The 23,270-nt window shown below is 67.0% G+C and carries 25 protein-coding genes and 2 pseudogenes; 14 read left to right on the top strand and 13 right to left on the bottom strand.

Annotated elements, in window-relative coordinates:
• Positions 1-17 precede the first annotated feature (17 nt).
• Both purE and OP497_RS09960 read left to right on the top strand, forming a co-directional pair.
• The gene (gene purE / locus OP497_RS09965; RefSeq protein WP_280548059.1) at positions 18-542 is read left to right on the top strand and encodes a 5-(carboxyamino)imidazole ribonucleotide mutase; all 525 of its coding nucleotides are present in this window, start codon (positions 18-20) and stop codon (positions 540-542) included.
• A gap of 11 nt (positions 543-553) precedes the next feature.
• Entirely contained in the window at positions 554-1,681 is a 1,128-nt protein-coding gene (locus tag OP497_RS09960; RefSeq protein ID WP_280548058.1) for a 5-(carboxyamino)imidazole ribonucleotide synthase, read from the top strand.
• 98 nt (positions 1,682-1,779) lie between these two features.
• Here OP497_RS09960 and OP497_RS09955 read toward each other — a convergent pair whose 3' ends face one another.
• Both OP497_RS09955 and OP497_RS09950 read right to left on the bottom strand, forming a co-directional pair.
• Positions 1,780-2,331, bottom strand: coding sequence for a hypothetical protein (locus OP497_RS09955; RefSeq protein ID WP_280548057.1), 552 nt, complete (start codon positions 2,329-2,331; stop codon positions 1,780-1,782).
• Complete coding sequence (locus OP497_RS09950; protein WP_280548056.1) at positions 2,328-3,728, bottom strand: ethylbenzene dehydrogenase-related protein; 1,401 nt, start codon at positions 3,726-3,728, stop codon at positions 2,328-2,330. The genes OP497_RS09955 and OP497_RS09950 overlap by 4 nt, the downstream gene beginning before the upstream one ends.
• A 245-nt stretch (positions 3,729-3,973) precedes the next feature.
• Here OP497_RS09950 and OP497_RS09945 point away from each other — a divergent pair, with 245 nt between their 5' ends.
• The 4 genes and pseudogenes from OP497_RS09945 to OP497_RS09930 all read left to right on the top strand — a co-directional run bounded on the left by OP497_RS09945 (position 3,974) and on the right by OP497_RS09930 (position 7,076).
• On the top strand, positions 3,974-4,405 hold the full coding sequence (locus tag OP497_RS09945; protein WP_280548055.1) for a cation:proton antiporter: 432 nt from the start codon (positions 3,974-3,976) through the stop codon (positions 4,403-4,405).
• A gap of 7 nt (positions 4,406-4,412) precedes the next feature.
• Positions 4,413-5,256, top strand: a pseudogene (locus tag OP497_RS09940) (IS5 family transposase).
• A gap of 52 nt (positions 5,257-5,308) precedes the next feature.
• Positions 5,309-6,514, top strand: coding sequence for a cation:proton antiporter (locus OP497_RS09935; protein ID WP_280548054.1), 1,206 nt, complete (start codon positions 5,309-5,311; stop codon positions 6,512-6,514).
• 121 nt (positions 6,515-6,635) lie between these two features.
• Complete coding sequence (locus tag OP497_RS09930; protein ID WP_280548053.1) at positions 6,636-7,076, top strand: CBS domain-containing protein; 441 nt, start codon at positions 6,636-6,638, stop codon at positions 7,074-7,076.
• 3 nt (positions 7,077-7,079) lie between these two features.
• Here OP497_RS09930 and OP497_RS09925 read toward each other — a convergent pair whose 3' ends face one another.
• Positions 7,080-7,205, bottom strand: a complete 126-nt coding sequence (locus OP497_RS09925; RefSeq protein WP_348533112.1) for a RimK/LysX family protein — start codon at positions 7,203-7,205, stop codon at positions 7,080-7,082.
• 23 nt (positions 7,206-7,228) lie between these two features.
• Here OP497_RS09925 and OP497_RS09920 point away from each other — a divergent pair.
• From OP497_RS09920 to OP497_RS09910, 3 genes and pseudogenes are all read left to right on the top strand, one after another.
• Positions 7,229-7,516, top strand: a pseudogene (locus tag OP497_RS09920) (transposase); the annotation flags it as partial.
• A 34-nt stretch (positions 7,517-7,550) separates the two neighbouring features.
• Positions 7,551-8,033, top strand: a complete 483-nt coding sequence (locus OP497_RS09915) for a cation:proton antiporter (RefSeq protein WP_280548052.1) — start codon at positions 7,551-7,553, stop codon at positions 8,031-8,033.
• Between the two features lie 88 nt (positions 8,034-8,121).
• Entirely contained in the window at positions 8,122-8,862 is a 741-nt protein-coding gene (locus tag OP497_RS09910) for a gamma-glutamyl-gamma-aminobutyrate hydrolase family protein (protein ID WP_280548051.1), read from the top strand.
• A 94-nt stretch (positions 8,863-8,956) separates the two neighbouring features.
• On the opposite strand, the gene OP497_RS09905 is transcribed toward OP497_RS09910, so the two are convergent.
• From OP497_RS09905 to OP497_RS09880, 6 genes are all read right to left on the bottom strand, one after another.
• Positions 8,957-9,724 carry a transporter substrate-binding domain-containing protein gene (locus tag OP497_RS09905; RefSeq protein WP_280548050.1) on the bottom strand — a complete coding sequence of 256 codons (768 nt, stop codon included), beginning with the start codon at positions 9,722-9,724 and terminating at the stop codon, positions 8,957-8,959.
• A gap of 147 nt (positions 9,725-9,871) precedes the next feature.
• Positions 9,872-10,603: an ABC transporter permease gene (locus OP497_RS09900; RefSeq protein ID WP_280548049.1), complete on the bottom strand. Its 732-nt coding sequence runs from the start codon at positions 10,601-10,603 to the stop codon at positions 9,872-9,874.
• Positions 10,603-11,307 (bottom strand): ABC transporter permease, encoded by a 705-nt coding sequence (locus tag OP497_RS09895; RefSeq protein WP_280548048.1) that lies wholly within the window; start codon positions 11,305-11,307, stop codon positions 10,603-10,605. Before OP497_RS09895 ends, OP497_RS09900 begins: the two co-directional genes overlap by 1 nt.
• A 24-nt stretch (positions 11,308-11,331) precedes the next feature.
• Entirely contained in the window at positions 11,332-12,102 is a 771-nt protein-coding gene (locus OP497_RS09890) for an ATP-binding cassette domain-containing protein (RefSeq protein WP_280548047.1), read from the bottom strand.
• 236 nt (positions 12,103-12,338) lie between these two features.
• Positions 12,339-13,325 (bottom strand): succinylglutamate desuccinylase, encoded by a 987-nt coding sequence (locus OP497_RS09885; RefSeq protein WP_280548046.1) that lies wholly within the window; start codon positions 13,323-13,325, stop codon positions 12,339-12,341.
• The gene (locus OP497_RS09880) at positions 13,315-14,142 is read right to left on the bottom strand and encodes a DUF1338 domain-containing protein (RefSeq protein WP_280548045.1); all 828 of its coding nucleotides are present in this window, start codon (positions 14,140-14,142) and stop codon (positions 13,315-13,317) included. The genes OP497_RS09885 and OP497_RS09880 overlap by 11 nt, the downstream gene beginning before the upstream one ends.
• Here OP497_RS09880 and OP497_RS09875 point away from each other — a divergent pair.
• Positions 14,129-14,377 (top strand): hypothetical protein, encoded by a 249-nt coding sequence (locus tag OP497_RS09875; RefSeq protein WP_280548044.1) that lies wholly within the window; start codon positions 14,129-14,131, stop codon positions 14,375-14,377. The genes OP497_RS09880 and OP497_RS09875 overlap by 14 nt on opposite strands.
• Before the next feature lie 109 nt (positions 14,378-14,486).
• A complete protein-coding gene (wrbA, locus tag OP497_RS09870; protein WP_280548043.1) occupies positions 14,487-15,083 on the top strand; it encodes an NAD(P)H:quinone oxidoreductase in 597 nt (198 codons plus the stop codon).
• Between the two features lie 94 nt (positions 15,084-15,177).
• Here wrbA and OP497_RS09865 read toward each other — a convergent pair whose 3' ends face one another.
• Positions 15,178-16,251, bottom strand: coding sequence for a tartrate dehydrogenase (locus tag OP497_RS09865; RefSeq protein ID WP_280548042.1), 1,074 nt, complete (start codon positions 16,249-16,251; stop codon positions 15,178-15,180).
• Between the two features lie 108 nt (positions 16,252-16,359).
• Between OP497_RS09865 and OP497_RS09860 the strand changes: the two genes are divergently transcribed.
• Together OP497_RS09860 and OP497_RS09855 are read left to right on the top strand one after the other, a co-directional pair.
• Positions 16,360-17,310, top strand: coding sequence for a LysR family transcriptional regulator (locus tag OP497_RS09860; protein ID WP_280548041.1), 951 nt, complete (start codon positions 16,360-16,362; stop codon positions 17,308-17,310).
• Complete coding sequence (locus OP497_RS09855) at positions 17,307-18,635, top strand: glycosyltransferase (protein WP_280548040.1); 1,329 nt, start codon at positions 17,307-17,309, stop codon at positions 18,633-18,635. The genes OP497_RS09860 and OP497_RS09855 overlap by 4 nt, the downstream gene beginning before the upstream one ends.
• Before the next feature lie 6 nt (positions 18,636-18,641).
• Here the strand turns inward: OP497_RS09855 and OP497_RS09850 are convergent, their stop codons facing one another.
• Together OP497_RS09850 and OP497_RS09845 are read right to left on the bottom strand one after the other, a co-directional pair.
• On the bottom strand, positions 18,642-19,322 hold the full coding sequence (locus tag OP497_RS09850; protein ID WP_280548039.1) for a TVP38/TMEM64 family protein: 681 nt from the start codon (positions 19,320-19,322) through the stop codon (positions 18,642-18,644).
• A gap of 83 nt (positions 19,323-19,405) precedes the next feature.
• Entirely contained in the window at positions 19,406-20,599 is a 1,194-nt protein-coding gene (locus OP497_RS09845; protein ID WP_280548038.1) for a TauD/TfdA family dioxygenase, read from the bottom strand.
• A gap of 115 nt (positions 20,600-20,714) precedes the next feature.
• Between OP497_RS09845 and OP497_RS09840 the strand changes: the two genes are divergently transcribed.
• Entirely contained in the window at positions 20,715-21,590 is an 876-nt protein-coding gene (locus tag OP497_RS09840; RefSeq protein ID WP_280548037.1) for a LysR substrate-binding domain-containing protein, read from the top strand.
• Positions 21,591-21,676: 86 nt separating this feature from the next.
• Here OP497_RS09840 and OP497_RS09835 read toward each other — a convergent pair whose 3' ends face one another.
• Positions 21,677-23,269, bottom strand: a complete 1,593-nt coding sequence (locus OP497_RS09835) for a glycosyltransferase family 39 protein (RefSeq protein ID WP_280548036.1) — start codon at positions 23,267-23,269, stop codon at positions 21,677-21,679.
• Between the last annotated feature and the right edge of the window lies 1 nt (position 23,270).

Here is a 23,270-nt window from a genome sequence, read left to right as displayed (position 1 = left end):
TTGCCGAGGAGCAGGCCATGCAGTCCGATACACAGGCGCCGAGGGTTGGCGTGATCATGGGGTCGACGTCCGACTGGCCGGTGATGGAGCATGCGGTGGCGATGCTCGAGCGGCTGGGCGTGTCCTGCGAGAGCCGGGTGGTTTCCGCCCACCGCACCCCCGACCTGCTCTTCGACTACGCCAAGGGCGCGGCCGAGCGGGGCCTGTCGGTGATCATCGCCGGCGCCGGCGGGGCGGCCCACCTGCCGGGCATGGTGGCCTCGCAGACCGCGCTGCCGGTGCTTGGCGTGCCGGTGGAGTCCAAGGCGCTCAAGGGCCTGGACTCGCTGCTCTCCATTGTGCAGATGCCCGGCGGTATCGCCGTGGGCACGCTCGCCATCGGCAAGGCCGGCGCCACCAACGCCGGTCTGCTGGCCGCGCAGATCGTCGGCCTGCAGGATGCAACCGTGCGCGCCGCCGTGGAGGCCTTCCGCGCCGAGCAGACCCAGACGGTGCTCGACCATCCTGATCCCCGGCCCGACCCCCGGCCCGATAGCGAATGAAGGAGCCCACCATGAATATCGGCGTCCTGGGTGCCGGCCAGCTCGGCCGCATGCTGGCCCTCGCCGGCTACCCGCTGGCCAACCGCTTTACCTTCCTCGACACCACCGGCCACCCCAGCGCGGGCATCGGCGAGGTGATGATCCTGAATTTGAATGAAGAGGGGGACCGCAAGCATCTCGACGCCTTCCTCGAGAAGGTCGATCTCGTCACCTACGAGTTCGAGCACCTGCCGGTCTCGCTGGTCCAGGCGATCGAGGAGGTCAGGCCGGTCTATCCCGGAAGCCGAGCGATCCGCGTCTGTCAGAACCGCGCCGAGGAGAAGGCGCTGTTCGATCGCCTGGGCATTCCTACCCCTGCCTATCGCCTGGTGGAGCATGCCGATGAGCTCGAGGCCGCGGCCCGCGAGCTGGGCTGCCCGGTGGTGGCCAAGTCGGTCACCGAGGGCTATGACGGCAAGGGCCAGGCGGTGCTCAAGGACCCCGGTGAGGCCCATGACGCCTGGCGCGCGATCAACCACCCGCGGCTGGTCGTGGAGGCCTTCGTCGACTTCGTGCGCGAGGTATCGATCATCGCCGTGCGCGGTCGTGACGGCGAGGTGGCCTTCTATCCCATGGCCGAGAACCAGCACGTGGAGGGCATCCTGCGCTACTCCATCGCGCCCCTGCCGGACCTGGACGCGGGGGTCGAGCAGATCGCCGACGGCTACATCCGTGCCCTGCTCGACGCGCTCGACTACGTGGGCGTGCTGACCCTGGAGCTCTTCCAGTGCGCCGATGGCAGCCTGCTGGCCAACGAGATGGCCCCCCGGGTGCACAACTCCGGCCACTGGTCGATCGACGGTGCGGTGACCAGCCAGTTCGAGAACCACCTGCGTGCCATCCAGGGGCTGCCACTGGGCGATACCTCGGCGCGCATGCCGACCTGCATGGTCAACGTGATCGGCCGCGAGGGCGATCCGGCCGAGATCCTGGCCTTGCCGGACGCCCACCTGCATCGCTACGACAAGAGCGAGCGAGCCGGCCGCAAGCTGGCCCACATCAACCTGCTCGCGCCGACCCACGAGGCACTGCTGGAACGGGTGCGCGCCTGTGCGGCCCTGCTGCCGGACGCCTCCGCGCCGCGCTTCAGCTTCGAGTAGACCGGGCTTGCCCGCCGCCCATGAAGAAGACCCCGCCGATGCGGGGCCTTCTTCATGGTGCCTGCATGGGACAAGAGGGCAGGCCGGGGGTGGCGGGCTCAGCTGGCCGTGCGGCGCCCCATGAGCCCCAGCACGGCACAGGCGATACCGATGAGCACCATCACGACGATCACCCAGGTCGGGACGAAGAAGGTGTGATAGACGTCCCAGCCGAACAGCTTCAGCAGTTCGGAGAACTGTGTCGTGGCCCCCACCAGGTGGCCGCCGATGGTGCCGGTCGTGGCAAAGATGGAGATGCCGATCAGCGCGAGGATCACCAGTACCCAGCGACTGGCGCCATCGAAGGCCGAGCTGCCCGCCCGCCAGACGAGTACGGTCAGCATGGTGAAGACACCCAGCGACCAGAGCGCCGTGAGGATATGATTGCGCACCAGGGGGCTTGCGGTGCTGGCTTCAAGTGGCCAGACCATGAGGCCGGTGGTGATGGCCACCAGGGCGGCCAGCAGGCTCAGTATGAGCACCGGCAGCAGGGCGACGCGGCTGATTTCAGCCATGCGGCCGGGCAGCAGGGCGCCGATCAGGATCATCAGGGTAGCGAGTGTCCAGAAGCCCAACGGGAAGTGGACGAGCATATGGTGAATGCCGCTCATGATGCTTCTCCCTTGCGGTCGGTGGAGGTGTTGCGGAAGACAGGGAACAGCGCGATGGTAACGCCGAGCATGGCGATCAGGCCGGCGAGCAGGGTCAGGCCCCACTGGCGAATGATGGCGTCTTTGAACTCCATCTCCACGCCGTAGATCGCCAGCTGTCGCTCGCTGTGCCGGGCCTTTACCGGGGTGCCTTCGGCGATGTGCTCCGCGCCGGCATGGGCCCGGCTGACCAGCAGCGGCCAGTTCACCTGCCCGGGGTAGAAGAGGGTGACTTCCTTCCAGTCATCCGACCAGTCTGGCGTCCTGCCCTGGAAGGGGGTAGCCGTGAGGTCGGCATCCCGCCCCAGGCCCAGCGAGACGGGCAGCGATACGTTGTGCCAGCGTCCCCCGGTGGCATTGCGGTGTACCGAAAAAGCCGCCGCGTAGAGGCCTTGGTCGCGCAGGATCTTGTCGTCCAGCGGATTACCGGTATCCAGACGGCGGGAAAGGGTCACGTCCCAGTAGCCATCGGCCCAGCGCCCTTCACCCTGGACGGTGATGTCGCCCCGGGAGCCTTCCGTCTGGCGGAGGAAACGGCGTGGGATGACGTCGCCGTTCTGCCAGTCGTGGTCGGGATCGAAGTCGGTCGCGGTGGCCTCCGCCAGAAAGTAGGGGCTGTCGAAGTCCACCCGGCCGGCCTCGATGTCCTCCCAGCGCAGGGCGGTCTGGCCCGTTTTTTCCGGGTCAAACATCCATTGCGGTTGACCCGCATCGCCGTCCCAGTTGGTGGTATAGGGGCTGCGTCCCGCGTCCCCGGAACGTTCCGCGCCGACCCACTGGTCGTCGGAAAGGTTCAAGGGGTTAGAGCGATGGCCGCGCCAGTGCCAGAGATCAAGGAAGTAGCCCGCCTCGCGCTGGGCCTCGAGGGTCTCCGGCGCCTGGCGGCTGGCCCAGTCGGTCAGGTCGATGCGCGTACCGGGCATCGATTTGGAGACCTCTTCCGGGGCCTCGTCGGTGAGGCCGGCGGCCCCGGCCCCGATGGTCATGTAGCCACCGTAACGCGCGAAGTTCGGTACGCTGCCGTCATCGAGCATCATTGCGACGCGATCCTCGTGGAGGCCATCGGGGTTGGAGCCAGGCATTCCGCTGCCCTTTCTCACCCAGTCGCCATCCTCGTAGACCAGCACGTCGTGGAGGATATGCGGACGCTCTGCGGGCCATCGGTAGCGGAAGAAGATGTGTGAGTCGTTATAGGCGGCCTGGACCTGCAGCGGCATGGTCAGCTCATCGGGAATCGCGATATTGCGCTCCGGGTCGTCCTCGATCACCCCGCTGCCATGGGTGACCCAGGCGAGGCCCAGTGCGACGGGCAGCCCCAGGACCAGCCAAGGGGTGGCGCCCTTGTCTTGACGTGCCATATAAACTCCTGAATCAGAGAGTAAGGTGATGTAACGAATATTCAGTATGGACCCTGGAGGGAGTCCTTGTGTGACATGGATCAAGTCGGGTGCGACAAGGCGCCACGGCCGATGGTTTCCGGGTAAGGTGGCCGGTCGACCAGGCGTTCGTGATGGCTCCATGATTCGGGGTCACTGGCTCGCATCTCCATGCTAGGCTGGCGGCTTGCTACCTGACTGCCTCATGACCAACGAGGAACGACAAGGTGACTCTCCCCGAGACACTCTCCTGGCTGCCAGTCGACCCCAGCGTTACCGCAGCCAGCCTGTTGCTGCTGGGCGTAATCCTCTCCATCAGCATCCTGGCCGACGTGGTGGCCAGCCGAACCCGCCTGCCGCGTATCTCGCTGCTGGTGCTGGTGGGTGTCGGGGTGGCGGTGGGTGCCGGTCTGCTGGCATTGGGGTTCCCGATAGTGGTGGCGGTATCACTGGCGGCCATCTCGGTGGCGACTGATCCTGCGGCCGTGCAGGAGACGGTGCGGGCCAGTGGTGATACCCGGTTGCGGGCTCGCCTGCTGCTGGGGATCGTCGCCATCGATGACGGCTGGGGTATCGTGGTCTTCGAGCTTGCCATGGCCATGCGAGGTTTTGTCCGAAAAGTCGGATCTGCTAAGGCCACCTATGCTTTAACAGCATAGGTGGCCTATGGCAGGACGCTACGAGATCTCTGACAACGGCTGGGTCCTCATTGAGGATATCGTGTCACCGCCGCAGACTACGGCGCGCCCCCGTCGTGATGACCGTCAGGTGTTGAACGGGATCTTCTGGATCCTATGCTCAGGGGCCAAGTGGCGCGATCTGCCTGAGCGTTATGGTCCTTGGAAGACGGTCTATGACCGATTCCGGCAATGGCGCGACGATGGTACTTTCGAAGCCATCCTGGCTCGGCTCCAACTGTGACTCCGCGAGGATGGTCTGATGGATCTTGATACGTGGATGATCGACTCGACCTCAATCCGGGCAACGCGAGCCGCTCGGGAGGCGGCAAAAAAAAGGGGCAGCAAGAACCCGTAGACCATGCCCTGGGACACAGCCGGGCTGGATTGACGACCAAGATTCACATGGTGTGCGATCGACATGGTTGGCCGCTGACCTTCACCTTGTCGCCGGGTCAGGAATCGGATTAGCGGCTCCTCATCCCGATCATGGAGCACGCCCTCCTGCCTGGTCACGGAAGCAGACGCTCAAGCGCTGTTGCTTCATCGTGGCGGACAAGGGCTATGACAGCGATCCGCTTCGCCGCTACTGCGACTGACACCGGATGAAGCCCATCATTGCCAGACGCAAAATGAAGCGCAAGACACGCCCTGGTGCACCGAGGGGCTTTGACAAACCTCGGTGGAAAATCATCCAGCGCTGTTTCGGGTGGATCAAAGAACTACGCCGGATCTGCACGCGGTACGATAAGTTGGCCAGCAGTTTCAGGGCCATGGTATGCCTGGCGTGCATAGACCGTTGCCTGCGAGCAGACTTTTCTGACAAAGCCTAGGATAGTCGATCCGGGACCGGGTTCCCGATCGGGTGCGTAGAAAGGAGGAGGCGTGGAAATACTGCTGATTGGGGTGTTGTTGCTCTCTGGGCTTGCCTTTGGGGCGCTTGGGAGCCATCTGTTCGGTGTGCCGCGTGTGGTGGGTTACATCTTGGTGGGCATGCTCTTTGCCCCCGGCCTCCTGGGTGGCCAACTGGGCATGCACGACACTCAGTGGACCCAGCCGCTGGTGTCGGTGGCCCTCGGGGTCATTGCCTATGTGATCGGCGGGGCGATCAGCCCCAGCCAGTTGCATCGTCTCGGCTGGAGCATCGTCGGGGCGACTCTGGGCGAAGTCTCTGGCGCCTTTCTGGTGGTGGTGGGGGCGGTCCTGCTGTTGGGTATGACGGTGGTCGACCTGCCGTTGTGGTCGTTCGCGCTCGTCCTCGGTGCGCTCGCCCCTGCCACGGCTCCTGCCGCCATCGTGGCGGTGGTACATCAGTACCGAGCGTGCGGGCCATTGACCAACACGCTGCTCGGCATGGTGGCCATCGACGATGCCCTCGGCATCCTCATTTTTGCGCTGGTGATGGCGATTGTCGGTAGCGGGTCGCTAGGTGGGGCGCTGGGCACGGCCTTCTGGGAGATCGGTGCCGCGTTGCTGGTGGGTTGGGGCAGCGGCTTTCTGATCGAACGCCTGTCGCGCTGCTTTCACGAACAGAGCATGTTGCTCCCACTATTGTTGGGCGGGATCCTACTGACAGTGGGGCTGGCCGCTTGGGCCGAGTTCTCGGCGCTGCTGGCGGCGATGGTGCTGGGCTTTTCGGTGCGCTGGTTTTGTGGCCCGCATGCCGAGCGATTGTTCGAGCCGATCGAGGATCTCGAGGAAACCGTCTTCGTGTTGTTCTTCACCTTTGCTGGTCTGCATTTTGCTCCCTCGGCCGTGATCGACTACTGGCCACTGATGTTGACCTACTTCGTTGCACGTGCCATGGGCCTGTTCGTCGGGGGCGGAAGCGGCGCACGACTAGCCGGGGCGCCGCGAGCTATCTGGTCGAACATCGGTTTCGGCCTGTTCCCTCAGGGCGGCGTGGCCATCGGTCTGGCACTACTCCTGTTGAATTATCCGACGTTCTCGCAGGCCGGCGAAATTATTGTCAACCTGATTGCAACTACCACCTTGCTGACTGAGTCCGTCGGAGCGATCTCGGTGCGATACGGTCTGCGTCGGGCTGGTGAATTTTGCCAGAACACGCCGAAGGGGAAGACTGCCCAGTGACATCGTCATCAACCGGATCGCCATAACGATGTCGCTGACTGAAGTGGTCGATACGATCTCGGTGCGCGACGGCTCGCGTCGAGTCGGGGATTCCGCCTGCATAGGCCGAAGGAGAAGCTAAATGAAGATTGCCGATTGGTTGGAGGGGCACACCGTAACCGGGGTGACCGTCGAACGTGATGCTTCGCTTGAGGAAGCGGCGCGCGCAATGCTGGGCGAGCCTGAATGTCGCGATATCTATGTCACCGATGCCGAGCGGCGAGTCGTCGGTCACCTCGGCTTCCGCCGGCTGGCGGGCGTTTTGCTCTCTGCTCACCGGCCGACGCAAAGCCGCCGCCAGTTGCTTGAGCGTGTGGCGCGCGGACCGGTCCGTGAGTTCATGGATCAACGCTTTATCTCGGCCCGACTTGACGAGTACGTCCACGATGTCCTTCATAAATACATGGAGCGGCGGATCGAGGATATCCCGGTGCTCGACGGAGACAGTCGGCTGGTGGGAATCATACGGCTGGTCGATCTGGTCCGTGCGGCGATCGAACCATCTGACCAGAGCTTTGATTGAGTGTCAGCCGCGCGGGCTTCCGGCCAAGTAGGAACCGGCCGGGTCGACCAGAAACCGGTCTTCCAACGCCTTTCGCCCCAGCAGCATGCGAAAGCGCATGGTGTCACGGCCGGTCAGGGTCAGCTCCATGGTCTGTTCCCCGCCGCTACCGGGGTCGCAAGGTGTTTACGCTCCAGACCTTGCCGACCACAGATTTGGAGGAGGATTGGGCGGCCGACGATCCCGGCAACGTGGCCGGCTTTTCGTTACATGCCGGGGTGGCAGTCAAGGCTAGTCAGCGCGACAAGCTGGAACGTCTGTGCCGCTACATCTGCTGCCGTCCGCCCGTATTAGGAAAGCGGCTGTTCCTGACACCACGCGGCGACATCGGTTACTCGCCGAAAAACCCCTACCGCGACGGCACCACGCACGTTATCTTCGATCCGCAGGATTTCATCGCGCCTGGCGCCGGGCGAGCCGACCCAGGTGGAAGCCTTGGCCCTGATCCTGTTGCTGGCCGGTATCTCGTCCTGGCTCGGGGTCTCGTCCCTGCTGGCGGCGATGATCACCGGTGCTCTGGTGGCCAATCTCTCCCGCCACCACACGCGTTCGTTCAATGAGATCGAGCTGATCGAGTGGCCTTTCCTGGTATTCTTCTTCGTGCTCTCGGGCGCCAGCATGGATCTCTACCGATTCGGCGATGCCCTCGGCCTGACCCTGGCCTACATTCTGCTGCGCCTGGCGGGGCGCTACCTGGGCGGCTTGCTCGGCGTCCGCCTCGCTCGGGAGCGCCAGGCCGAGCTGCCGGGGAACCTCGGCCTGGCGCTGACCCCCCAGGCCGGTGTCGCGATGGGCATGGCACTGCTCGCGGCCGAACGATTTCCCGAACACGGCCCGATGCTGCTCGCGGCGGTGGTGGCCTCGACCGTGGTCTTCGAGATCCTCGGGCCGCTGCTGGTCAAGCGGGTACTGCGCTGATAGACCCTGCCAGGCTCTGACGTGGCGGTGGGCATGACATGACGGTGGGCATCAAGAGTAAGGCGAGATGACGCGGAGAGGAAAGAGCATGGTGATCGGACTGCTGCAGTGTGATGACGTGGCGCCGGAGCTGCGTGGGACCCACGGCAACTATCCTGAAATGTTCGAAGCACTGTTCCATCGCGTGGACCCGAGCCTGACGTTCAGGGTCTGGCGCTGCCTGGACGGCGAGATTCCCGACGATGTCGAGGCGGTGGACGCCTGGTTGACCACGGGATCGAAGTTCGGGGTCAATGACGACCTGCCCTGGATCGCCGCGCTCGAGGCCTTCGTGCGCGCCCTCTGGGTGGCGGGCAAGCCGCTGGTGGGTATCTGCTTTGGCCACCAGCTGATGGCCAGGGCGCTGGGCGGCGAGGTAGCGAAGAGCGGCAAGGGCTGGGGCGTGGGCATGTCGTTCAACCAGGTCACCGAGCGGGCCGACTGGATGGCGCCCTGGCAGCCGGGACTTGACCTGCTGGTGAGCCACCAGGACCAGGTGGCGCGGCTGCCGGAGGGCACCCGGGTGCTGGGCGGCAGCGACTTCTGCCCGGCCTACCTGATGCAGCTCGGTGAGCACTTCCTCGGCGTGCAGGGACATCCCGAGTTCACCCGCGCCTATTCCCGGGACCTGATGGCGCAGCGCGCCGACCTGGTCGGCCACCATCGGGTGCGCGAGGGGGAGGCGTCGCTCTCGGCGTCGGTGGATGACACCCTGATGGTGCGCTGGATCCTGGCCTTCATGCGCCGGGCCATCGAGATGCGCGAGAGCGCCCCTCAGGCCCCGCCCTGAAGGTCGGGACCGGGGCCCGGACAGCGGACCGGGGCCCCTGGGGGCCCCGGTCGTGTCGGCTGGCTGTCGCTCGGTTCAGTCCGTGCCGGAGTACTTATTCACCGAAGTACCTTTCGTGGATCTCGTCGTAGGTACCATTGTCCTTCAGCGTTGCCAGGGCCGCGTTGAAGGCCTCGGCCAGCTCCTGGTCACGGTGGCGGAAGGCGATGCCGAAGCCTTCGCCGAAGTACTCCTTGGGCTCGGTGATCTTCTTGCCGACCAGCTTGTAGTCGCCCGCCTCGCTGTCGAGCAGGGTGGACTTGCCGATCGGGAAGTCGAGGAACACCGCATCGAGGCGGCCCGAGTCCATGTCCAGCACCATGTCGTCGGCGGTGGCGTAACGGTTGACGTCGGCCACGTCGCCGTATAGGTCGGTCACGTAGTTGTCCTGCAGGGTACCGCGCTGCACGCCGAGGGTCAGGCCGTCGAGGGTTTCTTCGGACGGGGTGCCGATCTCGACGTCGCCGGGCGCGAACCAGGCCGACGGGGGAGTGATGTAGGGATCGGAGAACAGGACCTGCTCACGACGCTGCTCGTTGATGGTCATCGAGGACATGATGGCGTCGTACTTGCGCGCCTGGAGGCCGGGGATGATGCCGTCCCAGCCTTGCACGACCCACTCGCACTGGATGCCGATCTCGGCACACAGGGCGTTGCCCAGGTCGATGTCGAAGCCGGTCAGCTCGCCCTCGGGAGTGCGGAACTCCATGGGCTCGTAGGGCACGTCGACGCCGATGCGGATGTCGCGGACCTCGGCACTGGCGCTGCCAGCGACCAGGGCGGCGCCGAACACGCCGAGACTCAGGATCTTGTGTAGCTTCATGGGGTGTTTTCCCGTGTTGTTGGTGGTGTCACCTCGTGGGTGACGACGCGACCACGATAGCGGATGCCCGGGCCCGTCGGAAGGGGGAGCCGGTCGCTTTCAAACGCCGGTTCCCAACGCTTGTTTTACGCTCCCCGTCGTCGTCTGTCAGCCGCTGGCCGGCTTGAGGTGCGCCAGCAGGCGCCGTTCCAGATAGCGGAACAGGTAGAGGATGGCGAACGTCAGGCAGAGGTAGATGGCCGCCACGAACAGGAAGGCATCGAAGGGCGCGTAGTAGCGCGCATAGACGAAGCGGGCCGCCCCGGTCAGATCCATGATGGTGACCACGCTGGCGATGGCGCTGGCGTGGAGCATGAAGATCACCTCGTTGCCGTAGGCCGGCAGGGCGCGCCGGAAGGCGCTGGGCAGCACGATACGCCGCAGCATCAGCCCCCGGGACATGCCATAGGCGCGTGCCGCCTCGATCTCGCCCCGGGCCGTGGACTTGATGGCGCCGCGGAAGATCTCGGTGGTGTAGGCCGCGGTATTGAGGGTGAAGGCGATCAGTGCCGGCACGAAGGGCTTCTCGAGGATCACCCACAGCCAGGTCTCCTGGATCCCCTCGACGAACACCACGCCGTAGTAGATCAGGTAGAGCTGGACCAGCAGCGGCGTGCCGCGGAACACGTAGCAGTAGAGGAAGATCGGCAGGCTGATCCAGCGATGCTTCGAGCCGCGGCCGATGGCCAGCGGTACCGCCATCACCAGGCCGATGATCAGCGACAGGGCCACCAGCTGCACGGTGGTGACCAGGCCCTCGCCGTAGTAGCCGAGGGTCTGCAGGGTGAAGATGCTGTTGTCGGCGAGCTGGGCCTCCAGCCAGGTCATCAGGGCTTCCATCAGTCCGCCTCCCGGTAGCCGACGTCATAGCGTTTCTGCAGCCGCGCGAAGCCCCACTCCGAGACCGTGGCGATCAGCAGGTAGACGGCGGCGACGATGATCATGAAGGTGAAGGGCTCGCGGGTGGCCTTGGAGGCCTCGGCGGCCACGCGGACCATGTCAGTGAGGCCGATCACCGAGACCAGGGCGGTGGTCTTGAGCAGTACCATCCAGTTGTTGGAGAGCCCCGGAATGGCATGGCGCATCATCTGCGGGAAGCGGATGCGCTGGAACACCAGCCAGTGGTTCATGCCGTAGGCGCGCCCGGCCTCGATCTGGCCGCTGTCCACTGCCAGGAAGGCGCCGCGAAATGTCTCGCCCATGTAGGCGCCGAAGATCAGCCCGATGGTGATCACGCCGGCGACGAACTCGTTGACGTTGATGAAGAGGTCCCACCCGAAGCGCTCGTAGAGCTGGTCGGTGACCATGTTGATGCCGATCTGGCCGCCGAAGAACATCAGCATCATCAGCACCAGGTCGGGAACGCCGCGGATGACGGTGGTGTAGAGGGTGCCGATGCGGTGGGCCACCCAGTTGCGCGACATCTTGGCACTGGCGGTGAGCAGTCCCAGCACGATGGCAAGGATCAGCGAAAGCACCGCCAGCTCGATGGTGATCAGGGCGCCTTCGGCGAGGCGCGGGCCGTAGCCGTGCAGGTCGATCATGGGAGTCTCCTCGTCCGGGTCGCCTCAGTGCTTGGGCGCCAGGAACTGCTTGAGCCGCTCGGAGCGCGGGTTGCCCAGCACTTCCTCCGGCGGGCCGGCTTCCTCGACCCGCCCCTGGTGGAGATAGATCACCTGGGAGGAGACGTCGCGGGCGAAGGCCATCTCGTGGGTGACCACGATCATGGTGCGGCCCTCCTGGGCGAGGTCGCGCATCACCTTCAGCACGTCGCCGACCAGCTCCGGGTCCAGCGCCGAGGTGGGCTCGTCGAAGAGCATCACCTCCGGGTCCATGGCCAGTGCCCTGGCGATGGCCCCGCGCTGCTGCTGGCCGCCGGACATCTGCGCCGGGTAGTAGTCGGCGTGCTCGCCGAGGCCGACCCGCTCGAGCAGCTGCCGGGCATGGGCGATGGCCTCCTTCTTGGGCTTGCCGAGCACATGGACCGGGGCCTCGATGACGTTCTCGAGCAGCGTCATGTGGGCCCAGAGGTTGAAGCTCTGGAAGACCATGGAGAGCTTGGCGCGCATGCGCACGACCTGCTTCCAGTCGGCCGGTTCACGGCCGTGTCGGGTCTGCTTGAAGCGGATCTCCTCGCCGTGGACGATCAGGTCGCCCTCGTCGGGTTGCTCGAGCAGATTCATGCAGCGCAGGAAGGTGCTCTTGCCGGAGCCGGAGGCACCGATCAGCGTGATCACATCGCCCTTGTGGGCCTTCAGGGAGAGGCCCTTGAGGACCTCGGTGTCGCCGAAGCGCTTGGTGATGTCGCGCACTTCCAGCGGAATCGGGGTATCGGCCATGGAACGGGCTCCAGATCGTGGGCGGTCCGCCGCATCAGGGGTCGGCCGGTGCGGGCCGGGGATCAAAACCGGGCATCAAAACCGGGAGTCAAAAAAGAGGGCGATTCTAACAGGCCGGAGGATTTCCGGAAGGGCACCGCGACCAGCCGGATATATTACCTCGGTCCGGGGTGGGGATGGCATGGGTCATGGGGATTCTCCTGGCGGTTGTTGTTGTGGGGTGCCGGGGGACGGCGTCAGTCCGGTGGCGGGCTCGGTACCACCAGCAGCGCCGCCCGGGCGCCGATCTCGACGTCGGCATTGGGAAAGACCACCGACAGGGGGGTGTCGCCGACGCGGGTCTCGCCGGCGACGGCGTCTTCCGCCAGCCGGGTGCCCGGCGGGAACTCGCTGAAGTTGGGCGTATCGTCGGGGAAGCAGAGCCGGAACGCCTCGCCGTGGCGCAGCAGCTCGTGTTGGGCGCGGAAGAAGGTCATGGCCCCGGGGTCGCCCTCGGCGGGCGCGCGGCCCTCGACCAGCGCCTCGAGCAGCCGGCCCATGGGGGCCAGCGGCGCCAGGTCGTTGTGGCCGAACGGCAGGGCACGGCCCAGTTCCAGGGTGAAGGCCGCCGCACCATGGTAGTGCTTGGCGTAGTGCGAGAAGGTCCAGCTGTGGCGGTGCTGGTGGAGCACCGCCTGGATGCCGGCGGCGGCCAGCCAGCGCCACTGCTCGGGGGGCGTCGGCGTCTCGGCGAAGGGCTCGACCACGAAGCGCGGGAAGCGGCTGTCGCGGATCGCCGTGTGCAGGTCGTAGTGCAGGCGGGGCCGGTCGGGGTGGCGGGCGTAGAAGGCGTCTACCGCGGCCATCAGCGCTCGGGCCCGGTCGGGTTCGTCACCCGTCTCGTCGAGGTCGCGGCGGAACAACCGGTTGAGGTTGGTGGCGACATAGCGCTCGCCGCGCCGTATCGCCTCGGGGTTGCCCAGGATCACCAGCAGCGGCGCCCCCAGGCGCAGCAGCCCGGCCTCCAGGCGGGCGAGGCTCTCGCCCAGCAGCTCCATGGGGGCCGTCTCGTTGCCGTGGACGCCGACCGAGAGCACGCAGGCCCTCGCCCCTGTTGCGGGGGCGTCCGGCGCGAGTTCTAGCACCCCCGGGGCGGCCAGCCGGAAACGCCCCCCGGAGACTCGGCCCTCGGCGCGGGAGGGGGTGCGTCCTTCCAGGCCCTGGTCGAGCCACTCAGCCAGCATGATCGGGACGGGCGTCGGTGGACTCGAAGATCCGGTCGGCGCTGGCGGCGACGAAGCCCTGGTAGAGCCGACCCTCGGCATCCGGGTAGCGCCGGGCGAACTCGTAGTAGCAGGTGGGGATCTCCTCGACTCGGCCGCCGGAGAAAGTGAAGGGCATGCGGTCGGCGAGCGTCGAGGCCTGCTCCAGCAGTACCTCGGGGGAGCCCTTGATGCGTCCGCCGGACGCGTTGATAGACAGCCCCAGCGACTCGACCCTCGCCAGCAGCTTCTCCAGGCTGTCGTGGCGGCGCAGGTGGTTGACGCTGATCGTGAAGTGGTTGGCCCGCAGCCCGATGATCGACAGCCAGGCGGCGTACTCGCTCTCCTCCGCCAGGGTCCGGTATTCCCCCCAGGTCGGTGTCTCCCAGAGACGGCCGGCCCAGAGCACCTCGGGCGAGGCGATCCGGGCAGGGTCGATCTGGCCCACCAGCTCGTCGATGATCTCCTGGGCAGGCGCCGAGAGCTCGCGGCACTTCAGCTCCGAGAGGAAGACCCTGGGCTGGTCCGCCCGCGGCGGCAGGTAGCCCCAGGCACGCAGCTTCTTGGCCTCGAAGTCGTAGGGCTCCAGCCGGGTGTAGCCCAGCGCCAGCAGGTGGGGCTCCAGGTCGGCCAGGCGAAGGGGGCCGCGGTCGAAGGTGCGAAAGGCCACATGGTCGTTGACGATGGTCTCGCCATCGGCGACCAGGGCGTCATGGATGCGGCTCGCCTGGGGCGTCATGGCGGTGTAGTCGTCCCAGAGGCGGGCGAAGAACTGCTCGAGGCTCATGTCGGAAGGCATGGGGGCACCTGTTGTCGATGTTGTGGTGGCTGGCGACACCATCCCGTCCGTCGCCGTTGGACTCAAGGGCGAGGGTCGGTCGGATGAAAGTGACAGGGCCCAGGGTGAAAATCCGCGCCCGCCCGGGCCGGGGCTGATCTTCGGCGAAGCTTTCGCCGAGATGGGGCGAAACCTGCGCGACAACCTGGCCGCGGACCGGGTGCGGATCTTCGAGGGGGTGTGGCGCAGGGCCTGACGTTTCGATAATTTCGATCGATAGCGTCGAATTTCTTCGCTTCCTTTCGTTTCCGTCGATTCTACACTAGGAATCATCACACGACGGAACCGCAAGAGGAGGCGAGCGAATGACTCGAATACTGGTGGTCTATCACTCCATGTACGGCCATATCGATACCCTGGCCCGCACCGTGGCCGAAGGGGCAAGCGGCGTCGAGGGCGTCGAGGTCACCCTCAAGCGGGTGCCCGAGACCATGGACGCCGAGGCCTTCGCCAAGGCCGGAGGTCAGTCCTTCGATACGCCCGAAGCGAGCCCAGGGGAGCTAGCAGAATATGATGCCGTGATCTTCGGGACCCCGACTCGCTTCGGCAACATGTCCGCCCAGATGCGCACCTTCCTCGACCAGACCGGGGGCCTCTGGGCGGGTGGCAAGCTACGTGGCAAGGTGGCGAGCGTCTTCACCTCCACTGGCACTGGCGGTGGCCAGGAGACCACCATCACCTCCTTCTGGCACACCCTGGCCCATCAGGGCATGCTGATTGTGCCGCTGGGCTATGGCATCGGCGAGCAGTACATCTTCGACCAGGCTGGCGGCGGCAATCCCTATGGTGCCTCCACCATTGCCGGTGGCGATGGGTCCCGCCAGCCCGACGACCGAGAGCTCAAGATCGCCCGCTTCCAGGGTGAACACGTGGCACGCATCGCCGCGAAGCTGGCTGGCTGACGCCGGCCTCACCAAGCCCTGCCACGAATCAGGCCCCGCCCGGTTGCTCCGTGAAGGAGCGCCGGGTGGGGCCTTGTCGTTGGTGGCGGGCGGTTCAGCCGGCGATGCGTTCGGCGATGGCGCGGCCCAGGGCCTCGGTGGTGCCCTGGCCGCCGACATCCGGCGTCAGCACCGCCTTGTCACCCGCGGCGAGCACCGCCTCGAAGGCATCGACGATGGCCTGGCCGGCTTCCGGGTGGCCCAGGTGCTCGAGCATCATGGCGGCGGACCAGACCTGGCCGATGGGGTTGGCGATGCCCTTGCCGGCGATGTCCGGGGCGCTGCCGTGGACCGGCTCGAAGAGGCTCGGGAAGAGGCCGTCCGGGTTGATGTTGGCCGAGGGGGCCACGCCGATGGTGCCGGTGCAGGCCGGCCCCAGGTCGGAGAGGATGTCGCCGAACAGGTTGCTGGCCACCACCACATCGAACCAGTCGGGGTGCATCACGAAGTTGGCGGTGAGGATGTCGATATGGAACTGGTCCACCGACACCTCGGGGTAGTGCACGCCCATCGCCTTCACGCGCTCGTCCCACCAGGGCATGGTGATGGCGATGCCGTTGGACTTGGTGGCCGAGGTGAGCTTCTTTCGGGGGCGCGACTGGGCCAGCTCATAGGCGTACTTCAGCACCCGGTCGACCCCGGTGCGGGTCATCACGGTCTCCTGGATCACCACCTCGCGCTCGGTGCCCTCGAACATCTTGCCGCCGACGCTGGAATACTCGCCCTCGGTGTTCTCGCGCACCACGTAGAAATCGATGTCGCCGGGCGCGCGGCCCGCCAGCGGGCTCTTCACGCCGGGCAGCAGCTTGCAGGGACGCAGGTTGACGTACTGGTCGAAGCGGCGACGGAACTGCAGCAGCGAGCCCCACAGGGAGATGTGGTCGGGTACGGTCTCCGGCCAGCCCACGGCCCCGTAGAAGATGGCATCGGCGTCCTTGAGCTGCTCGAACCAGTCGTCGGGCAGCATCTGGCCGTGCTCGGCGTAGTAGTCGCAGCTGGCGAAGTCGAAGTGCTCGAGGCTCAGGTCGATGCCGAAGCGCGCGGCGGCGGCCTCGAGGGCGCGCAGCCCCTCGGGCATCACCTCCTTGCCGATGCCGTCGCCGGGAATGACGGCGATGCGATGGGACATGGAATTCCTCCTGGGAAGCATGGGTAGTGCCTGCCAGTCTAGTCCTGCACGCAGGAAAGATAATCGGGGTACCATTCAACTCATTGTTGAGAAAGAGTGGAGAATGGCATGACCCCCCTCGATGACCTGGCCTTCTTCCGCCGCCTGGCCCATGCCGGCAGCCTCACCGCCACCGCCCGCGAACTGGGCCTGTCGCTGTCGGCGGTGAGCAAGCGCCTCAAGCAACTCGAGGCCCGGCTGGGCGTCGAACTGGCCAGCCGCACCACGCGGCGCCTGGCGCTGACCGCCGAGGGCGAGCGCTACCTGGCGCGGGGCGGGATGATCCTCGAGGAGCTCAGCGAGCTCGAGGAGTCCCTCGGCGAGCATCGTGCCGAGCTCTCCGGCCCGCTGCGGGTCAACGCCACCTTCGGCTTCGGCCGTCGCCATGTGGCCCCGCTGCTCTCGGCCTTCTGCCGGGACCACCCCGGCATCGAGGTGAGCCTGGAGCTCTCCGGCTTCCCGCTGAGCCTGGGCGACCAGGCCTTCGACATCGGCATCCGCGTGGGCGAGCCACCGGACTCGCGGCTGGTGGCCCGCCGGATCCTCGCCAACCGTCGTGTGCTGTGTGCCGCCCCCGCCCGGGTGGCGACCCTGCCGACGCTGCGCTCGCCGGCGGACCTCTCGGGGCAGGCGTGCCTGCTGCTGCGTGAGAACGACAGCGACTTCGCCGTGTGGCGTTTCCAGCGCCGCGACGACCCCGCGGTGGAACAGGCGGTGAAGGTGGCCGGCCCGCTGGCCAGCAACGACGGCGAGGTGATCATGCAACTGGCACTGGAGGGGCACGGCATCGCGCTGCGCTCCTGGTGGGATGTGCACGAGCACTTGGCTCGCGGTCGCCTGGTCGAGCTGCTGCCCGACTGGCAGGGCGTGCGCGCCGACTTCCATGCCGTCTACCGCCAGCACCGACACGTGCCGGCGCGCATCCGGGCCTTCGTCGCCTATCTTGAACAGGAGATGGCCAGCCGGGTGCCTTCCCGGCAGAATGTCGCCACCGCCAGTCGAGGAGCCTTGTTCCCGTGAATGTGCTGATGTTCACCAATACCTACTTGCCCATCGTCGGCGGGGTCAGCGAGTCGGTGCAACGGCTCAAGCGCCAGCTGCAGGTCGCCGGCCACCGGGTACTGGTGGTGGCGCCGCGCCTGGAGGGGCAGCCGCGGGGGGAGCGCGACGTGGTGCGGGTGGTGGCGGTGCAGCACTTCAACGGTAGCGACTTCTCGCTGCCGGTGCCGATTCCCGGCCAGCTCCACGAGGCGATCGAGGCCTTCGATCCCGATATCGTGCATGCCCACCACCCTTTCCTGCTGGGCGATACGGCCGCCCGGGCGGCGGAGACCTACGGCCTGCCGCTGATCTTCACCCATCACACCCTCTATGAGCACTACACCCACTACGTGCCCGGCGACTCGCCGCGCATGCAGCGCTTCGCGGTGGCGCTCGCCACCCAGTACACCTGGCTGTGCGACGAGGTGATCGCACCCAGCGAGAGCATCCGTGACCTGCTGCGCCGGCGCGAGGCCAATCCCCACATCAGCGTGGTGCCGAGCGGCGTGGATACCGTGCGGTTTGCCAGCGGCGACGAGGGGCGCTGGCGCGACCGACTCGGCATTCCCACGGCCGCCTACGTGATCGGCCACCTGGGCCGCCTGGCGCTGGAGAAGAACCTGGCATTCCTGGCTGGGGCGGTGGCCGAGGCGCTGATGCGCGAGCCCGAGGCGCATTTCCTGGTGGTGGGAGACGGTGAGGCCGGTCATGTCATGCAGGAGGTGTTCGGCATCCAGGGCGTCAAGGATCGCGTCCACTTCACCGGTCGCCTGCAGGGCCAGGCGTTGATCGATGCCTACCACGCCATGGACGTCTTCGCCTTCGCCTCCCACAGCGAGACCCAGGGCATGGTGGTGGCCGAGGCCATGGCGGCAGGGCTGCCCGTGGTGGCCATCGATGCCGCCGGGGTGCGCGAGGTGGTGGTCGATGGCCACAACGGGCGGCTGCTCGCCGAGGACGACGTCGAGGCCATGGCCGAGGCGCTGGTCACCCTGGCGGACCCCCGCGTCCGCCGGCCGCTGGCCGTGGCCGCCCTCGAGACTGCCGCCGGCTATGACGAGGCACGTTGCGCCGAGCGTTGCCTGGCGGTATATCGCCGCGCTATCGCCCGGGGCGGCCCCTTCACCCATGCCGACGAGGGGGGCTGGGAGCGGGTGCGCTACCGGCTGGGGGCCGAGTGGCAGATGCTCTGCTATCGTGGTCGCCTGTTGCGCCACCTGGTGCAGGAGGAGTGGCAGCAGGAGCGGCCCGCCTGGTGGCCTGGCCACCGGGCGGAGGACGAGAGCGAGGTGCCGCGCAAGTAGCTCCCGTCAGCGGGCGCGGCGGCGCCGACCGGACCAGGCCTTGAGGCCCGCCAGCAGGGCGATCCCCACCAGCAGGCCAGCGGCGGCCCAGAGCAGCTCGCCGCGGCTCTCGGCGGTGGCCAGCTCGCCCAGCTGGCTACCCAGCAGGGTGACCCCGGCCAGCCCCGGTGCGATGCCCAGCAGAGAGCCGATCATGTAGTCGCGAAAGCGCAGGTGGAAGGCCCCGGCCATCATGTTGGTCAGCGTGAAGGGCGCCAGCGGCAGCAGGTTGACCAGGGTCATGGTGCGGATGCCGCGCCCCGAGAGGTAGCGCGAGAGGCCGCGCAGGCGCCGGCCACCGTGGCGCATCAGCGCCTCGCGGCCCACCCGGCGACCCACCCACCAGGTCAGCACCGAGGCCGCGAGGGTGCCTGCCAGGGCATGGGCGAAGCCCCACCAGGGGCCGAACAGCAGCCCGGTCAGCGCTACCAGCAGGCTGAGCGGGAACATCACCAGCGACGCCCCGGCGTAGACGGCCATCACCACCAGCACTGCCCAGGGCGCGTCGCGCCAGGCCAGGGACCCCTGGACCAGGCGCTGCAGCATGGCGACGGTGAGAAGGTCCTCACTGGCCAGCCACTGCCAGCCGACGGCCAGGCCGATGAGCACGGCGAGGGCGACCAGCGGAAGCAGGAGCGGACGAGGCATGTGTGGGGCCTTGGCAGCAGGGAGAGGCTACAGCATACGGGCCCGGCGCATGCCGGCCAATGGTCGGCCGTCGGCGAGCCGTGTCAGGCGCGGCGAGCCAGCACCCGCAGGCGCGACTCGAGCATGTCGCGGTCGAGATAGGTGCCCTGCAGATGGCGGGCGCCGGTATTCGGGTCGAAGGCGCCCCGGCCATGCAGCACGCGACGGTTATCGAAGGCGATCATCTGCCCCGGTGCCAGGTCGAACTCGAGCTGGTGACGCGGCTCATGGAGCAGTTGCCAGAAGCGATAGTAGGCGCGGTACCAGGCCTCGATGGTCTGCGCCGGCAGGCGCAAGGTGTCGCGAATCCAGTTGTTGAAGCGAATCTCCACCACCTTGCCGTCGTCATCGCATTCGATGATGGGCGCGCGCACGCCGATGTCCTGCGTCTCGTCCTGGAAGCGGAAGTCGATCGATGTCTCGCTGAGCAGGCGGAAGGCCTCGGGGGCCTCGCGGCGCAGCACCTCGGCGACCTGGAAGCCATCGGCAAACAGCGACCCACCGCCTTCGGCGCCATTCTCCAGGCAGTAGAGCAGCTGGATATCGGGTGGCTGGCGCCAGTTGGGCAGGTCGGTATGCAGCGCCAGGCCGATGGCGGTATAGGCGGCATTGTTGGGGTTGGGCTTGGAGCGCACATCGAAGCGCGCGCCGAAGTTGGTCGAACGCAGCGGGCCGATGCGCTTGGCCAGACGGCTCACCTCCTCGTCGGCGAGCGGCCCGTGCTCGAGTAGTACCAGGCCATCCCGCAGCAAGGCCGTCAGCCAGGCGCGCTCGCCATCGGCACCGGCAACGAAGTCGCCATGGGCGACGCGCTGGGGAAAGAAGCCGTCGCGCCAGGGGAGGCGCTCGGGGATCACGTCCCGATCGGGTTCGCCGGGACGGCGCTGGTGCAGCCAGCCGCCGTCGAAGCGGCTCGTGTGGCCATCGGCCCAGTTCACTACCAGGTGGCCGTCCTCGACCTGCACCTGGGGTGCGGTGTCGATTCCTTCGATGGGGAAGACCAGCCGCTCGAAGGTCTGGGCATGGCGGCAGGCCGGGCAGGCGCAGTGGTCGCGTAGCCAGATCGGCGGGAATTCGGCCTGTTGGCCGTCCTGCCATTCGAGCACGACCCGATGACTCTCCATCCTGGCCTCACGCAGCCGCGTTGCCGTCTCATAGGGGGAGAGTTCACGCATGTCCACCGGCGGTGCCGGGGCGATATCCGCGGGGGCGAAATCGGAAACGGTGTCCTGATTCATGCGCAACTCCTGATAGGCGATCGGTAAAGCGTCTTCAGGATGGCGATTGGCCAGATCAGTGACAAACGATTAATCTGACCCCTATGCCCAAGCTAAGCTTATCACAGGCTTTTTCATGTCACCGTTACCTCCCCTGCTATGGCTCCAGGCCTTCGAGGCCTCGGCGCGCACCCTGAGCTTTACCGCGGCGGGGCGCGAGCTCGGCGTGACCCAGGCGGCGATCAGTCAGCGTATTCGCCTGCTCGAGGATCGCCTGGGGCAGAAACTCTTCGTGCGCCACCCGCGCAGCCTATCCTTGACGCCGGCCGGGCAGGCCTGGCTGCCGAGCATCCTTGACGGCTTCGCGCGTATCGGGGAGGGCACGCAGGAGGTCTTCGGCAACGCGGCGGAGCGCACCGTGACACTGCGCGCGACCCCGGTGATGCAGCAGAACTGGCTGGCACCGCGCCTGATGGCGTTTCATCGCGCACACCCGTCTCTGGCCATGCGCCTGGTCAGCGCGATCTGGCCGGACGACTTCGGCCCCGAGGGCGCCGATATCGAGCTCCGCTATGGCCTGGGCAACTGGTCCGGCGTCGAGGGGGTCTGCCTGGGCGACGAGAGCCTGCTGCCGGTGTGCAGCCCCGCTGTGGCCTCGACGCTTCGCGAGCCGGCCGACCTCGCCGGCCATACGCTCCTGCACGCGGCGGGCTTCGCCGTGGGCTGGCCGACCTGGCTGGAACTGGCGGGTGTGGCGGGCCTGGACGAGCGCGGCCCTGCCCTGACCTGCGACAACCAGGTGATGACGCTGGCGCTCGCCAGCCAGGGCGGCGGTGTCGCGCTGACGCATCGGCGCCTCTTTGCGAGCCGCGCTGATCTGGTGGCGCCGTTCGCCCTGAGCGTACCCAGTGCGGAGCGTTTCTGGCTGGTGCGCCCCGCCCGGCGTCAGTCGCGGGAGGAGTCATCATTGCTCTGGGACTGGCTCGTCGACGGGTTGTCAGAAGACACCTGAAACGAGTGGCCCGAGCCGACTCGCTGAAGGAAATCTCGGCGCCGCGAGAGGCACCTGAGGTCCAAAGGGGCCGCCTTGTCTCGGGCTCAGCCGCTCCCGGCGGCGATGAAGGCCTGCCAGCGCTCGGCCGGCACGATCAGGTAGACCCGTCCCCGGTAGGGCTGGTGATAGCTGGCGATCTCGCCTTGCCGGGACGTCGGTCGTCGGAGCACCTCGATGATGCGTCCTCCGGGGTGGCGGGCGGCCCAGTCCGCCACCGCCCGGTCGTCGTCGATCACCGTCAGGTCCGTCTCGAGACGTCCCAGGAAACGGAACTGGTTGTGATACTCCCCGGCATACGCCAGGGGTGACTGCGCCTCTAGCATCGCCAGTCGCTCGGCCATGGGGCGCAGGTCGTAATAGCCCCGGATCGCCGGCGAGAGCAGCAGAAGAAGGGTGAACAGGGTCAGCGGCCAGGCGAGCACTAACGCCGCTCGGCAGGGACGGCTGAGCAGCCATAGCGTCAACGCTAGCGGGATCAGCGCACCGAGGCGGCTCCACGACGACAGCGGCGCCTGGGGAAAGATGCGCACCACAATGTCGGGCAGCAACGCCATCAGGCCGGTCATCCCCAGCAGCAGGAGGGCGACACCCCATTGCCTGCCTGGTGGCTGTGCCACTAGCTGGAGGGAGAGCCAGATGGCCAGGAACGGCAGAGTCGGCATCAGGTAGTGGGCCTGCTTGCCGCTGATCAGGCTGAGCAGGATCAACGGCGGAAGGCTTCCCCAGACGGCGAAGCGTTGTAGTGGCGTCGCCGCCCAGGGCCTGCGCCACAGGCTGCTCACCGACCAGGGCAGCAGGGCGATCAGCAGTGCCGGCAGGTACCAGTACCAGGGCCGGGCATGGTCGAAGGCGTGGGTGACCCGCCCGGCGGCCTGGTGCCAGAGGATGGCATTGGCATAGTCCGTGCCGCCGGCGATGGCCGCGGGGATCGCCCAGGCTAGGCCGATCAGGCCACCCAGCAGGCTCGCCGCCAGCAGCGCCGTCCAGGTCTTGGCCTGTCGCAGTGCCTTGTCTGGCCACCAGAAGCGAGTGGCGAGTGCCAGCGGTAGCCAGTAGATGAAGATCACCGGCCCCTTGGCCAGCACGCCCAGCCCGAGCCCCAGCCCGGCCAGGATGACCATGCGGCGATGCCCGGTGCGCAGATAGTGCAGCCAGCCGTCGACCGCCAGCAGCAGGCAGACGCTGAGCAGGATGTCGAACATGCTCAAGGGCAGGTAGAGGAACCACAGGGTGGTACCCAGCAGCACCAGGGGCGCCCACCAGGCCTCCCGTCGGGCACCGGGGTCGAGCTGGCGCACGAGGTCTGCCGAGAGCCAGAACCCGGCGAGCCCCACGGCGGGGATGACCAGCCGGGCCACCCAGTCGGAGGTGCCGAACAGCCACCAGCCCAGCTGGATCAGCCAGAACAGCAGCGGGGGCTTGTGGGAGTAGGCCTCGCCATTGAGGAGGGGCACCAGGAAGGCCTGGTGCTGCCACATCTCCCAGGCCACGGACAGGTAGCGGGTCTCGTCGATGGGCATCAGCGGCAGGGCCGCGACCCGGGCGAGGATGATCGCCATCGCCAGGAACGTGGCCAGGGTGGCGCCAGAAATGGCTACCTTGGTGATCCCCGGTATTCGTGTCTGCTGCCTGTCCATC

Origin of the sequence: Halomonas sp. 11-S5, assembly GCF_029889825.1 — a bacterium.
Classification (GTDB): domain Bacteria; phylum Pseudomonadota; class Gammaproteobacteria; order Pseudomonadales; family Halomonadaceae; genus Halomonas.
This window is presented reverse-complemented; position numbering and strand designations above follow the sequence as displayed.

Excerpts from the sequence above, each read along its gene's own strand:
- purE (WP_280548059.1), top strand. The coding sequence starts at position 18 with ATGCAGTCCGATACACAGGCGCCGAGGGTTGGCGTGATCATGGGGTCG.
- OP497_RS09960 (WP_280548058.1), top strand. The coding sequence starts at position 554 with ATGAATATCGGCGTCCTGGGTGCCGGCCAGCTCGGCCGCATGCTGGCC.
- OP497_RS09955 (WP_280548057.1), bottom strand. The coding sequence starts at position 2,331 with ATGAGCGGCATTCACCATATGCTCGTCCACTTCCCGTTGGGCTTCTGG.
- OP497_RS09950 (WP_280548056.1), bottom strand. The coding sequence starts at position 3,728 with ATGGCACGTCAAGACAAGGGCGCCACCCCTTGGCTGGTCCTGGGGCTG.
- OP497_RS09930 (WP_280548053.1), top strand. The coding sequence starts at position 6,636 with ATGAAGATTGCCGATTGGTTGGAGGGGCACACCGTAACCGGGGTGACC.
- OP497_RS09925 (WP_348533112.1), bottom strand. The coding sequence starts at position 7,205 with ATGGAGCTGACCCTGACCGGCCGTGACACCATGCGCTTTCGCATGCTG.
- OP497_RS09910 (WP_280548051.1), top strand. The coding sequence starts at position 8,122 with ATGGTGATCGGACTGCTGCAGTGTGATGACGTGGCGCCGGAGCTGCGT.
- OP497_RS09905 (WP_280548050.1), bottom strand. The coding sequence starts at position 9,724 with ATGAAGCTACACAAGATCCTGAGTCTCGGCGTGTTCGGCGCCGCCCTG.
- OP497_RS09900 (WP_280548049.1), bottom strand. The coding sequence starts at position 10,603 with ATGGAAGCCCTGATGACCTGGCTGGAGGCCCAGCTCGCCGACAACAGC.
- OP497_RS09895 (WP_280548048.1), bottom strand. The coding sequence starts at position 11,307 with ATGATCGACCTGCACGGCTACGGCCCGCGCCTCGCCGAAGGCGCCCTG.
- OP497_RS09890 (WP_280548047.1), bottom strand. The coding sequence starts at position 12,102 with ATGGCCGATACCCCGATTCCGCTGGAAGTGCGCGACATCACCAAGCGC.
- OP497_RS09885 (WP_280548046.1), bottom strand. The coding sequence starts at position 13,325 with ATGCTGGCTGAGTGGCTCGACCAGGGCCTGGAAGGACGCACCCCCTCC.
- OP497_RS09875 (WP_280548044.1), top strand. The coding sequence starts at position 14,129 with ATGTCGGAAGGCATGGGGGCACCTGTTGTCGATGTTGTGGTGGCTGGC.
- OP497_RS09880 (WP_280548045.1), bottom strand. The coding sequence starts at position 14,142 with ATGCCTTCCGACATGAGCCTCGAGCAGTTCTTCGCCCGCCTCTGGGAC.
- wrbA (WP_280548043.1), top strand. The coding sequence starts at position 14,487 with ATGACTCGAATACTGGTGGTCTATCACTCCATGTACGGCCATATCGAT.
- OP497_RS09865 (WP_280548042.1), bottom strand. The coding sequence starts at position 16,251 with ATGTCCCATCGCATCGCCGTCATTCCCGGCGACGGCATCGGCAAGGAG.
- OP497_RS09860 (WP_280548041.1), top strand. The coding sequence starts at position 16,360 with ATGACCCCCCTCGATGACCTGGCCTTCTTCCGCCGCCTGGCCCATGCC.
- OP497_RS09850 (WP_280548039.1), bottom strand. The coding sequence starts at position 19,322 with ATGCCTCGTCCGCTCCTGCTTCCGCTGGTCGCCCTCGCCGTGCTCATC.
- OP497_RS09845 (WP_280548038.1), bottom strand. The coding sequence starts at position 20,599 with ATGAATCAGGACACCGTTTCCGATTTCGCCCCCGCGGATATCGCCCCG.
- OP497_RS09840 (WP_280548037.1), top strand. The coding sequence starts at position 20,715 with ATGTCACCGTTACCTCCCCTGCTATGGCTCCAGGCCTTCGAGGCCTCG.
- OP497_RS09835 (WP_280548036.1), bottom strand. The coding sequence starts at position 23,269 with ATGGACAGGCAGCAGACACGAATACCGGGGATCACCAAGGTAGCCATT.